The following is a 12871-nucleotide window of genomic DNA, read 5'->3' on the forward strand; positions in this document are numbered from 1 at the left end:
TTTCGTTTCAGGAAGTTATGTCTGTCATTGATTGGAAAGCACTGAACACGCGCATAGCCCAAGCGTGCTATCGCCCGGACCAGTTTGCCCTGAAGCGCAAGTTGGCGCAGTTACAGCGCCGAAAAGATGAACATATTGAGGCTCCCCTCAAAGCGCTGTGTGAGCGCATTGAGGCCTCTGTACAGCGCCTCAGCGAGCGTCGGGCGCGATTGCCGTCTGTCAGCTATCCCGATTTGCCGGTCAGCCAGCGGCTGGATGATATCCGTGAGGCTATTGCCAGTCATCAAGTGGTGGTGATTGCCGGAGAAACCGGTTCTGGGAAAACCACGCAGCTGCCCAAGCTGTGTCTGGAAATGGGTAGAGGCGTGAATGGCATGATTGCGCATACTCAGCCGCGCCGCCTGGCGGCACGTACTGTGGCACAGCGTATCGCCGATGAGTTGCAAACACCGCTGGGTGAGGCCGTGGGTTATCAGGTGCGCTTCCAGGACCAAAGCTCGGCGAACAGCTATATCAAATTGATGACCGATGGGATTTTGCTGGCAGAGATTGCCAAGGACCGTTTCCTCAATAATTACGACACGGTCATTATCGACGAGGCCCACGAGCGCAGCCTGAACATCGACTTTCTCCTGGGCTATTTGAAAACCCTGCTGCCCAAGCGTCCTGATCTCAAAGTCATCATTACGTCTGCCACGATCGACGTGGAGCGCTTTTCGGCGCATTTCGATAATGCGCCAGTGATTGAAGTATCTGGGCGCAGCTTTCCTGTGGAATACCGCTACCGGCCGCTGGAAGAGCTGACGCCGGATCAGGACTTGGGTATTGCTGTCGAGTTGGTGCTCAGGGAATTGATGGCGGAGGGTGCGCAGCGCAGCGGCGATACGCTGGTGTTTTTGAGCGGTGAGCGCGATATTCGCGAGGTCGCCAAACATTTGCGCCACGCGCAACTTCCCGGGGCTGAAGTGCTGCCCTTGTATGCGCGACTCAGCAATGCTGAGCAGCAGCGCATCTTCGATCTCAATGGTCGCCGCGGCTGGCGTGTGGTGTTGGCTACGAATGTTGCGGAAACCTCGCTGACAGTGCCGGGCATCCGCTATGTCATTGATGCCGGGACGGCGCGCATCAGTCGTTACAGTGTTCGCAGCAAGGTGCAGCGCCTTCCGATTGAGCCGATTTCCCAGGCCAGTGCGAACCAGCGGGCCGGGCGCTGTGGGCGGGTTGCCGAGGGGATTGCCTATCGGCTGTATAGCGAAGAGGACTTTGAGCGGCGGCCGTTGTTTACCGAGCCAGAGATTCAGCGGACAAACCTCGCGGCGGTGATTTTGCAGATGCTGCAGCTGGGTTTGGGCGATATTCGCCGGTTTCCCTTCGTGGATGCACCCGATGGGCGGCTGATTCGCGATGGTTTTGCATCGCTGGCAGAACTGGGCGCGGTCGATGGTGAGCGCATGACGACGCTGGGGCGTGCGCTGGCTCGTTTCCCTGTCGATCCGCGTATTGCCCGCCTGATTATGGCGGCTGCTGAGCGTCACTGCTTGCGCGAAATGTTGATTATCGCCAGCGCGCTGAGTATTCAAGACCCCCGCGATCGGCCGGCGGATAAACAACAAGCAGCGGACGAAAAACATCGCCGATTCTGGCAGGACGGGTCTGACTTTCTCGCGTATCTGGCACTGTGGGATTACGCCGAAGAACAGCGCCAGAACTTAACCGCCAATCAATGGCGGCGCCTGTGTCAGAAGGAGTTTTTGAGCTGGTCGCGTATGCGCGAGTGGCGCGAGGTGCACTACCAGCTGGTGTTGATGTGTCGACAGCTCACATTGACGATGAACAAAGACGCGGCCGACTACGAAAGCCTGCACCGGGCCTTGCTGACCGGGTTTCTTGGGCAAATTGCCTTCAAAACCGAAAACCGCGAATACCTTGGAGCGCGCAATCGTAAATTGCGGATTTTTCCCGGCTCATCACAGGCGAAAAAATCTCCCAAGTGGATAGTGGCCGCCGAGTTGGCGGAAACCTCCCAGCTGTTCGCCCGCTGTGTTGGGAAAATCGAGCCAGAGTGGGTGTTTGGCATTAACGACAGCCTGCTCAAACGCCAGTATTCAGAGCCTCACTGGCATAGTCGCGGCGGCCGGGTGATGGCGTATGAACGTACGCTGCTGTACGGCTTGGCACTGCGTGAACGTCACCGGGTGCACTATGGGCCCATTGACCCGGTAATCAGCCGGGAAATTCTGATTCGCCAGGGGTTGGTAGAAGGGCGCTATCGGGGCAGTGCTGAATTTTTCAAATACAATCAGGCGCTGCGCCGCGACATTCTCGATATGGAGGACAAGGCTCGTCGGCGAGACATGCTGATTTCCGACGAGGAGTTTTATGCTTTCTATGATGAGCGGCTTCCTGAAGGCATCACGACGGGGAAGCAGCTGGAGTCTTGGCTGAAAAAATCCGCCGCGGATACCTCGCTGAGAATGTCGATGGCCCAGATGATGCGCAGCGATGCGGGTGTCGATGGAGCGCAGTTCCCCGATCAAATTTCCTGCGGCGATTATCAATTGAAGCTGAGCTACCACTTTGCGCCCGGTCACGCCGATGACGGTGTCTCGGTCTCGGTGCCGCTGGGCCTGCTGGCGAAAGTGCCCGAGGGACGGTTTGACTGGCTGGTTCCTGGGTTGTTGCGGGATAAATGTATTGCTCTGGTCAAGGCGCTGCCCAAGGCACAGCGCAAGCAGTTGGTCCCGGTGCCAGACTATGTGGATCGCGCACTCATACGGTTGGCGCCCAGTGACGACGCTCTGTTACCGGCGCTGGCGGCACGACTCGAGCAGATCAGTGAGGCGCGTATCGATGTGGCGAGTTGGGCAATGGCACCGGTCGATGACTTTTATTGCATGAATATTATTGTGCTCGATGACGCCGGCAGGCGTTTGGCGGGTGGACGTGATATTCGCGCATTGAGAGAGCAATTGGCTGTCGAGGTGCAGAAGAGTATTGCAGAGGAGAGCCAGGGCGGCTTCGAACCGCGGCGGTATCGCGAGTGGGTGTTTGATCAGCTGCCGGTAGAGCATCAATTCCGGCAGGCCGGTGCCACGTTGACAGCGTATCCGTGCCTGCGCGACTTGGGTGACGAGGTCGAGCTGGGGCTTGCCGAAACCCTGGAAGAGGCCGAGCTGCAAAGCGAGAGGGGAGTACTGCGCTTGCTGCTATTGCGCCTGCCGTCGCAGTGCAAGGCGGCGAGGGCTACGCTGTTTCGCGATAATACGGCCCAGTTGCAGTTCGCGGCCTGCGGTGTCCAGCGCCGGGACTGGATTGAAGCCGGTTTATTGCTGACAGCGCGACAGGTATTTCTGGCGGGGGACAGCGTGCTGCCGAGAACTGCCGAGCAGTTTGATGCCTGTTGGCAGGCGGGAAGGGCCGGGTTTGTTCCTCAACTGGAGCTGACCTCGGCAATGCTGTCCGACATTTTGGCCGCCCAGGCGGATATTCGCCGGCGCCTGAAAAAACTCAACAGCCTGAGCTGGTTTCACAGTATTACGGATATTCAGCAACAGCTCGATGGCTTGTTCCCGGATGACTTTATGACCCGCGCGGCACCGGAAAATCTGGCGAGTTACCCGCGTTACCTCGCGGCCATTCAGGAACGTATCGACAAACTCGACGGGCATTATCAACGCGATCGACAATGTACCCTGACGATTGCGCCCATGCAGGATGCGCTCAATGACGTACTGAGCGCCTCGCCAGGGCTGTGGCGCCAGTCGGCCTTGTTGCGTGACTACCGCTGGATGCTTGAGGAATTTCGCGTGTCGCTGTTTGCCCAGCGTTTGGGGACGTCTCAGCCGGTGTCCGAGAAGCGTTTAAAGCAACAGTGGCAGGCGGTGACTAAGGCGTTGGGCCTGCCACAGCGCTAAGCGTTTGTGGCATGGGAGGTGTCGATGAGGTGGTGTGTTTGCGCCGGGCTTTAGGTATAGTGGCGAGGTCTGAGTCATGGGAAAACATGTGAACATGTCACTGCCTAAAAGGCTGGTACTTCTGCTGTGCTGCTGCATACCGTTATTGGGACAGGCCGCTGAAGAGTACGGCAACGATCCCCGAGATCCCTGGGAAGGTTTCAATCGCGCTGTCTTTGAGTTCAATGACGTTGCCGATCGCTACGTGGCTGCGCCGGTTGCGCGCACCTACAAAAAAGTGACGCCAGACCTGGTCGATCAGGGTATCGAAAACGTGTTCAACAACGTCGGTGAGGTTAAAAACTTTGCCAACGACCTGTTGCAGGGTAAGCCGGGTGATGCTCTGGTTGATTTCAGCCGCTTTCTGATCAATACCACCGTCGGCGTGCTGGGAATTTTTGATGTGGCTGGGAAAATCGGACTTGAGCGACAGTCTGAGGATTTTGGTCAGACCCTGGCACACTGGGGGGTCGACTCTGGCCCGTATCTGGTATTGCCCTTTCTAGGCCCTAGCACGGTTCGCGACGGTCCCTCCCGTCTGGCCGATGGCTATGTATCCCCCTTGCGTGAAGTCGAGCCCTTTACGGCTGACCTGGGGCTGATGTTGCTCGATCTGGTGCAAACCCGGGCCAAGCTCCTGGGGAGTGAAGACCTGATGAGCGGTGACCGATACACCTTCATGAAAGATGCCTATATGCAGCGGCGGGAGTTCCTGATCAACGACGGCGAGCTGCAAGACAGCTTTGGTGATGAAGACTTTGAGTCTTTTGATTTCTAAGCCAAGAGGGCGGCTGTGAATCCTACACAAGCTTGTTGCTTGCCACGCTGTGCGAGGGTGAGTAAAACAGCGAAATGAGCAGACCACTTCGCCATCGGCTGTTACTGATACAACAGGCCGATGATATTCACCAGCAGTTGCTGGGCGCCCTTGAGGCGCTGCAGGTAGAAGTGCTGTGTGTCACCGATAACCGGCAGGCCCTGTTAGCATTTCGCGAGGAAGATATCGATATCGTGATGATTGATATCGATCTGCCCGGCGGCCGCGGTATTGACCTGTTGGACGAGATGGCGGCGGACCCCCGTGAGCTTCCACTGATTGGCGTGTCCCGCCGTAACAGTCTTGCAGATGTTCTTGCGGCAGTTCGTCATGGCGCTACTGACTACCTCTTGTTGCCTCCCGAAAGCCACGATGTGATCCGGCATGCGATGGAGCGCGCGGTAGAGCGCTGTGAATTGAAACGCGAGAACCTCGCGTACCGGCAAAAGCTGGAAAACGCGAACCGTGAGTTGCTCGAAAGCCTTACCCACCTTCAGCAGGACCAGCAGGCCGGTAAGCATGTTCAGCAGTTACTGCTGCCCGATACCCCCAAAGACATCGAAAACTATCGCTTTTGCCACTTTATCCTGCCGTCACTCTACCTGAGTGGCGACTTTGTGGATTATTTTCTGGTCGGCGAGGATCACGCGGCCTTTTTTGTTGCTGATGTGTCCGGCCACGGCGCCAGTTCTGCGTTTGTGACGGTGTTTCTGAAAAACCTGTTTGCGCGCAAGCGCAGTGATTTTCTGCACCGGGGCTCAACGGCCATTCTGTCGCCGGCAAAAATGCTGGCGATAGCCAATCGCGAGCTGTTGGAAATGGGTATCGGCAAGCACGTGACCCTGTGTGTCGGCGTGGTCGACCTGAAATGTAACCAGCTTTGTTACTCGGTAGCGGGCCATCTGCCGGCGCCGGTGCTGAGTGTCGATGGTCACGCCACCTTCCTGCCGGATCATGACATGCCGGTAGGGCTGTTTGCAGAGGCGAGCTTCACTGATCACATGATCAGCTTCCCGCCGGGTGCCGTGCTCACGCTGTTCTCTGATGGTATATTAGAGGTGTTGCAGCGAGACAGCCTGGCGGAAAAAGAGCAGGCCTTGCTGGACTTGCTCAGTCGCGGACAGTGCTCCTCGACCGAGTTGGCAGAGTCCTTTGGGCTGACGGAGTTGAAGGAAGCTCCCGATGATATTGCGATTTTAGTGGTTTGCAGGTTATAGGCGTATGCAGCCCGGAAAAATTCTGGTGGCCGAACAGGATGGCGCCTACGTCATCAAGTTGATTGGTGATGTGCGCCTGACGCTGTGCACAACACTGGACGAGTTCTTCGATGAAATGCTCGGCAGCTGTGGCTTTGCCAGCGTGGTGGTAGATCTTGCCGATGCCAGCAATATTGACAGCACCACGCTGGGGCTGTTGGCGAAGCTGGCGATAAAAGCCAAGCAGCGTTTCGCTTACGTCCCTGTCATCCTCTCCACCAACCCTGACATCACGCGTGTTCTCGACAGTATGGGCTTTGACCGGGTGTTTCAGATCCGTGAAGAGCCATTGCTCGATGATGAGGACCTGGGAGAACTGCCAGCCCTGCCAGACAGTGAAGACGGCGTGCGCAAGCGGGTCCTCGAAGCCCACCGTATCCTGATGGGCCTGAACGAGGGGAACCGGGCTAAATTCCGCGAGCTGGTTTCTCTTCTTGAAGGGCAGTGTTACTGAGCGTTTGCAGACCGTCTTACTGGTTGTTTTCGCTGATATTCATGGCGTCGCACACCATTAGTTTGGCGCGGATGAATTCGCGGTGGGGCAGATAGATCAGTTCGGCGATTTTGCGAATCACATGCTCTTCGTATTTGTCGATACGGCCGTCCTCTGCGGCGACTTCCCACAAGGCTTTGACCAGACTGAATTTCTCATCGTTGCTGCAGTTGTCGTTAATGTAGCGCGTGAAAGGGTACAGTGAGGTGGTGTCTTTGCCCTGTTCCTGAGCACGGGCCATGAAGGCTTCGATCTCGCCGCTTTCCAGGTGGAAATGGTTCACCATCAGCTCACGGATTTTCTCCAGCTCAGCGTCATCCTGCTGGTAATCAGATTTGCTGACCTCAAGCAGCAGCGAGGCCGCCGCCAGTTGCAGTGACATATTGTCGTCCTGCTTTGACGGGTCATCGTCGCTCAGCAGGTTTTTCAGAAACTCAAACATCGCCCCATTCCTTCAGCAGGGTTTCCAGTTTTCCCTGATCGGCGGCAAAGGCGCGGATGCCTTCAGCCAGCTTTTCTGTTGCCATGGCATCTTCGTTCATCGCCCAGCGAAACGCGGATTCGTTCAGATCCAGCTTGTCGAGGCTTGGGAAATCCGCGTCGGCGGAGAGTCGCTGTGGCAATTCACCGCTATCTGCATCCAGTTCTTCCAGCAGTGCCGGACTGATTGTCAGCCGGTCGCAGCCTGCCAGTGCTTCAATTTCGCCGATATTCCGGAAGCTGGCACCCATGACAATGGTCTTGTAACTGTGCTGCTTGTAATAGGCATAGATAGCCGAAACTGAGCGTACGCCAGGATCCTCATCTGCGTTGGCGGGACTGTGGCCGCGTGCGACATGCCAGTCGAGAATTCGGCCGACAAAAGGTGAGATCAATGTGGCGCCAGCCTCTGCACAGGCGGCGGCCTGGGCAAGACTGAACAGCAAAGTCAGATTGCACTCAATGCCGGCTTTTTCCAGCTCAGCAGCGGCCTGAATACCTTCCCAGGTGGAGGCGATTTTGATCAGCAGCTTGTCTCTGGACACGCCAGCCTGCTCATACAGCGCTACAATCTGGTGGGCTTCTTCTATGGTCGCGCGGGTATCGAACGACAGGCGAGCGTCCACTTCGGTGGATACCTTGCCCGGCACCAGTTCGGTAATTTCGCGGCCAATGGCTACCGCTAGGCGGGTACAGGCGCGTTTCAGGGCGATGGCATGGCGCTCACTGCGCAATTCTTCAGCGACCACTTGGTCGATCAGTTCGCGATACTGGGGCAGTTGAGCGGCTTTCAGAATCAGTGAGGGGTTGGTAGTGGCGTCGCGGGGAGTGAAGCGGCGAATCGCTTCAATGTCACCGGTGTCGGCCACGACGTCGGTCATGGCGCGGAGCTGTGCTAACTTGCTTTGCATTCCTGTGAGTCCTGTTCTTTTCGTTCCAGCTGCCGTTCGGCGAGCCGTTGCGCCGCCAGTTCAGTGATGGCCAGCGCTTCTTGCAGTACTTCAATGCCTGCTTCTTTGTGGTGTGCCTGTTGACTGATATGACGGCGGAATTGTTTACCCCCCGGCTGCCCATTAAACAGGCCCAGCATATGCCGACTGATATGGTGGAGTCGGGTTCCGCGCCCAAGTTCCCGTTCGATATAGGGGTAGAGGGATTCTACGACCTCAACGCGTGACAGGCGGCGGGGTGATTCCCCATAAATGCGGGCATCCACCTCCAGCAGTGAATAGGGGCTGTGGTAAATACTGCGTCCCAACATACTGCCATCGACCTGTGACAATTGCGATAGCGCGTCGTCAATGCTCTCTATGCCGCCATTGATAATGACTTCCAGTGTCGGGAAATCGCGCTTCAGGCGATACACCATGTTGTAATCGAGCGGCGGAATTTCACGGTTTTCTTTGGGGCTGAGGCCCTGCAGCCAGGCCTTGCGGGCGTGGACAATCACCGTGTTGCAGCCGGCGTCATGAATGCTGCCAACAAAATCGCGCAGCGGGCCGTAGCCTTCCTGGTCGTCGATGCCGATGCGGTGTTTGACGGTAATCGGCAGGGAGACGGCGTCCTGCATGGCTTTGACACAGTCGGCCACCAGTGCCGGGCGAGCCATCAGGCAGGCGCCAAAAAATCCGTTCTGGACGCGGTCCGAAGGGCAGCCGCAGTTGAGGTTAACTTCGTCGTAGCCCCACCGTTCAGCCAGCTTCACTGAGGCGGCCAGTGCCGCTGGATCACTGCCACCCAGCTGCAGGGCCAAAGGGTGCTCGATGTCGCCGAAGTTGAGATGACGTTCGGCGTCGCCGTGGAGCAGGGCACCGGTGGTGACCATCTCGGTATAGAGTACCGCGCGTCGGCTCAGTTGCCGCCAGAACACGCGACAATGTCGGTCAGACCAATCAAGCATTGGCGCAGCGCAGAAACGCCTGTCGAGCGCAGCGTGGCTTGATGGGGAGGCGGCTAAGTCGGTGGTGCTCATCGGGTCCGGTGGCTCTCAACGTTAAGGCTTGCTGTTATGGACTGTGCTCCGGTTGTGGCGCGCAGTTGCCGGGGCAAGTTTATCAGGAAACCGGACAGGGCGTTCAGACCCTTGCGGAAGGCGGGCAGCTTAGAAAGGTACTCAATCTCAAGACAAATACCCAAGAGGAGATGATGTTTTACCGTGCTCCCCCGTATAATGTCGCCTCGCGCTGCGGTTGTCTGCAGCCATGACGTTAAACTGACAAGGTAAGAAGCTTTTCATGACTGTCCGCACCCGCATTGCTCCATCTCCCACCGGTGATCCACACGTAGGTACGGCGTATATCGCCCTGTTTAACTACTGTTTTGCCAAGAGTCAGGGCGGGCAGTTCCTGCTGCGGATCGAAGATACCGACCAGCAGCGCTCTACCGCAGCATCGGAGCAGGCCATTCTCGACTCTCTGCGTTGGCTTGGGCTGGATTGGGACGAGGGTCCTGATGTGGGCGGCAGCTGCGGCCCATACCGTCAAAGTGAGCGCAGTGACATTTATCGTGAGCACTGCGAGCAGCTTATTGCCAAGGGGCTGGCATTTCGATGCTACCGCACTCCAGAGGAGTTGGATGCCCTGCGGGAGAGCCGTCGCGAGTCGGGGCTGCATACCGCACTAAAGCCGTCCGACCTGAAGCTGAGCGACGAAGAAGTGCAGCGCCGTGACGCGGCGGGGGCGCCCTATGTTATCCGTATGATCGTGCCCGAAGGCGAGGGGCGCTGTGAAGTTGAAGACATGCTGCGCGGTAGCATCGAACTGGACTGGGGGCAGGTTGATGCGCAAATTCTGCTGAAATCCGACGGGCTGCCCACATATCATCTGGCCAATGTGGTTGACGATCACCTGATGGGGATTACCCATGTATTGCGCGGCGAGGAATGGATTAACTCGGCGCCCAAGCACAAGCTGCTGTACGAATATTTCGGCTGGGAAATGCCGGTGCTTTGCCACTTGCCGCTGCTGCGCAACCCGGACAAGAGCAAGCTCAGTAAGCGCAAAAACCCAACCAGCATTCTTTACTACCAACGCATGGGGTTCCTGCCGGAGGCGCTGCTGAATTATCTGGGGCGTATGGGTTGGAGTATGCCCGATGAGCGCGAGAAATTCAGTCTGCAGACCATGATCGAGCACTTCGATATTCAGCGTGTCAGTCTCGGCGGACCGATTTTCGATGTGGAAAAGCTGCGTTGGCTGAATGGTCTCTGGCTGCGGGAAGATTTGGACGATGAGCAGCTTGTTCAGCGCTTGCAGGACTGGGCGCTGAACAAACACATGCTGATGACGCTGCTGCCGCATCTGAAACAGCGCATTGAGGTCTTTACGGATATTGCGCCGCTTGCGGCCTTCTTCCTGTCGGGCATGCTGCCGATCAGCAAGGACAGCTTCGCCGACAGTGCGCTCAGCGAGGAAGAATTGGCGGAGATGCTGCAATGCTGTCTGTGGCGCTTGGAAGCCGAGCAGAACTGGCAGCGGGATGCGCTATTCAATGATCTAAAGTCGCTGGCGACGGGGCTGGAAATCCGGATGAAGGACTTCATGCCACCGTTGTTTATCGCGATTGCCGGCACCACTGCGTCGGTATCGGTGGTGGATTCGATGGAAATTCTGGGGCCGGATATCAGTCGTGCACGCTTGCGGCACGCTGTTGAGGTGCTGGGTGGAGTGGGCAAAAAGCGGCTGAAAAAACTTGAAAAACGCTACCAGGCGGCGCTCAGTAGTCATAGCTAAGCTGCTGTGCATAAAGGTTTTTCGGCATTCGCGGCGCGGCGATTAAAAAAATGCGCTTTTTTCTCGGCGGCGTGTTGACAAGGTTAGGGGCGAACCTTAATATGCGCAGCCTCTTTCGGGGCTATAGCTCAGCTGGGAGAGCGCTTGCATGGCATGCAAGAGGTCGGCGGTTCGATCCCGCCTAGCTCCACCAAACAAAAAAAACCGCCTACTAGGCGGTTTTTTTTTGCCTGCGTTTTATCCTTTCTGCACGGAAGCGATTTTTTGCTGCTCAAGCCCTTGAGGCACTGCTAAACTGCCTCCATATAACAGCACTGGAATGTCGCGAAGCGATATTCAATAAGAGCGGAGTACAGAGATCGTGTCGACTATTTCCATCAGCCAGAGCCACGCAAAAAGCGAAGACGATGTGCGCGAGATGCTTGAGTCACTGGCTGAAAAGCTCAAGCATGAGTATGACGTCACGGCGCAGTGGCTCAGTGACCGTGAGCTGGAGCTGAAGCGCAGCGGCATAGAAGGGCGTTTAACGATGCTGAGCGGAGAGGTCAAAGTGGATCTTCGTCTGGGTATGCTAATGAGCCCGTTTAAGTCGAAAATCCGCGATGAGCTGTCCAGGGCAATGGCTGAAAAGCTGGCCTGAGTGCGGCAATTCGTCGCATTTATCACAGCCCGGGAAATATTTTCAGATCTCGTACTCTAAGCAGCATCCATGTGTTTCGAGGAGATCGGAAAGCCAATGGCGTTTGTTAAGCGATTTTACAGAGCCGTGTCCCTATATCCACTGCTACTGCTTTTAGCGGGCATGCTTGCCAGTGCGTCCAGTCACGCACTGTTACCGGCGGCGATGGGCAACGGCGACCCCCTGCCCAGTCTGGCCCCTATGCTGAAAAGCGTGAACCCGGCGGTGGTGAATATCTCGACATATACCACTCGCAATGTTCAGCAAAATCCGCTACTTAACGACCCTTTCTTTCGTCATTTCTTCAATGTTCCCGAGCAGCAGATGCGCCCTCGCCAGCGCCGTACGCAGAGCGCGGGTTCGGGAGTTATTATCGATGCGGGTGCAGGAACTGTACTCACTAACCATCATGTCATTGATGGTGCGGACGAGATCACCGTAGCGCTGGAAGACGGCCGTAGTTTCAAAGCGGAGCTGATTGGCTCAGATCCCGATGTCGATATTGCGGTGCTGAAAATCGAGGCCAAGAACCTCAGCGAAGTCGAGCTGGCAGATTCTGACAAGTTACAGGTCGGCGACTTTGTGGTGGCGATCGGCAATCCCTTCGGTCTGGGGCAAACCGTGACAACCGGTATTGTGAGCGCCCTTGGTCGAACCGGTCTTGGGATTGAAGGCTACGAGAATTTTATTCAGACAGATGCATCCATTAACCCCGGTAATTCTGGCGGCGCGTTGGTGAACCTGCGGGGTGAGCTGGTCGGTGTGAATACGGCCATTCTGGCGCCATCGGGCGGTAATGTGGGGATCGGCTTCGCGATTCCTGCCAATATGGCCATGGCCAGCATTGAGCAGATTCTCACTCACGGTGAGGTGCGTCGCGGTCAGCTCGGCGTCATCATTCAGGATCTTACCTCTGAGCTGGCCGAGGCCTTTGATATCAAACCCGGTCAGCGCGGAGCGGTGGTGGCTGAAGTGCAGGACGATTCCGCAGCGGATAAGGCCGGCATTAAAGCCGGGGATGTTGTTGTGGAAGTTGATGGCAAGGCCGTGCTGAGTTCCGCGCAACTCCGCAATGCGATTGGTCTGCGCCGTGTTGGTGACAAGGTGAAGCTCACATTGCTGCGCGATGGTAAGGAAAAAACCGTCAAAGCGACTCTGGAGTCGGCGAAGAAGCAGGTAGAGGCCGATCAGCGAGCGGTGCATCCACTGCTGGAAGGTGTTGGCTTGAAAAACTCGGACGACAACAAGGGTGTGGTGGTTACCGAGGTTAAGGTCGATTCGCCGGCGGTCGGTAAGCTTCAGCCTGGCGATTTACTCGTATCTGTCAACCAGCGCCGTGTTCGCAGCGTATCGGAATTGCAGGCTGCCGCCGGGACGAATGCAGACGGGATGTTATTGCGAGTGATTCGCGGTCGCTTCGCCAGTTGGGTAGTATTGAAGAAATAGTCACAATGACTGCCGC

The 12871-nt window shown here is 56.8% G+C and carries 10 protein-coding genes and 1 tRNA gene; 8 read left to right on the forward strand and 3 right to left on the reverse strand.

Features of this window, described 5'->3' with window-relative positions:
• The first annotated feature begins 17 nt into the window (after positions 1–17).
• The 4 genes from hrpA to AC5DB9_RS03695 all read left to right on the forward strand — a co-directional run bounded on the left by hrpA (position 18) and on the right by AC5DB9_RS03695 (position 6480).
• Positions 18–3914 carry an ATP-dependent RNA helicase HrpA gene (gene hrpA / locus AC5DB9_RS03680; protein ID WP_272994005.1) on the forward strand — a complete coding sequence of 1299 codons (3897 nt, stop codon included), beginning with the start codon at positions 18–20 and terminating at the stop codon, positions 3912–3914.
• A gap of 94 nt (positions 3915–4008) precedes the next feature.
• Positions 4009–4731, forward strand: coding sequence for an MlaA family lipoprotein (locus AC5DB9_RS03685; protein ID WP_037509746.1), 723 nt, complete (start codon positions 4009–4011; stop codon positions 4729–4731).
• 74 nt (positions 4732–4805) lie between these two features.
• Positions 4806–5987 carry a PP2C family protein-serine/threonine phosphatase gene (locus tag AC5DB9_RS03690; protein ID WP_022960065.1) on the forward strand — a complete coding sequence of 394 codons (1182 nt, stop codon included), beginning with the start codon at positions 4806–4808 and terminating at the stop codon, positions 5985–5987.
• A 4-nt stretch (positions 5988–5991) separates the two neighbouring features.
• Positions 5992–6480 (forward strand): STAS domain-containing protein, encoded by a 489-nt coding sequence (locus AC5DB9_RS03695; protein ID WP_022960066.1) that lies wholly within the window; start codon positions 5992–5994, stop codon positions 6478–6480.
• 16 nt (positions 6481–6496) lie between these two features.
• Here AC5DB9_RS03695 and AC5DB9_RS03700 read toward each other — a convergent pair whose 3' ends face one another.
• The 3 genes from AC5DB9_RS03700 to dusA are packed head-to-tail and all read right to left on the reverse strand — an operon-like array spanning position 6497 to position 8971.
• Positions 6497–6961 carry a tellurite resistance TerB family protein gene (locus tag AC5DB9_RS03700; protein WP_272994004.1) on the reverse strand — a complete coding sequence of 155 codons (465 nt, stop codon included), beginning with the start codon at positions 6959–6961 and terminating at the stop codon, positions 6497–6499.
• The gene (gene tal, locus AC5DB9_RS03705; RefSeq protein ID WP_272994003.1) at positions 6954–7910 is read right to left on the reverse strand and encodes a transaldolase; all 957 of its coding nucleotides are present in this window, start codon (positions 7908–7910) and stop codon (positions 6954–6956) included. Before tal ends, AC5DB9_RS03700 begins: the two co-directional genes overlap by 8 nt.
• Positions 7895–8971: a tRNA dihydrouridine(20/20a) synthase DusA gene (gene dusA / locus AC5DB9_RS03710; protein ID WP_272994002.1), complete on the reverse strand. Its 1077-nt coding sequence runs from the start codon at positions 8969–8971 to the stop codon at positions 7895–7897. Before dusA ends, tal begins: the two co-directional genes overlap by 16 nt.
• 262 nt (positions 8972–9233) lie before the next feature.
• Between dusA and gltX the strand changes: the two genes are divergently transcribed.
• From gltX to AC5DB9_RS03730, 4 genes are all read left to right on the forward strand, one after another.
• Positions 9234–10730 (forward strand): glutamate--tRNA ligase, encoded by a 1497-nt coding sequence (gene gltX / locus AC5DB9_RS03715; protein WP_272994001.1) that lies wholly within the window; start codon positions 9234–9236, stop codon positions 10728–10730.
• Positions 10731–10847: 117 nt separating this feature from the next.
• Positions 10848–10923, forward strand: a tRNA-Ala gene (locus tag AC5DB9_RS03720).
• A gap of 168 nt (positions 10924–11091) precedes the next feature.
• Entirely contained in the window at positions 11092–11370 is a 279-nt protein-coding gene (locus AC5DB9_RS03725; protein WP_272994000.1) for a polyhydroxyalkanoic acid system family protein, read from the forward strand.
• A gap of 126 nt (positions 11371–11496) precedes the next feature.
• A complete protein-coding gene (locus AC5DB9_RS03730) occupies positions 11497–12855 on the forward strand; it encodes a DegQ family serine endoprotease (RefSeq protein WP_286855468.1) in 1359 nt (452 codons plus the stop codon).
• Positions 12856–12871: the final 16 nt, after the last annotated feature.

The organism is Spongiibacter sp. (assembly GCF_984394615.1).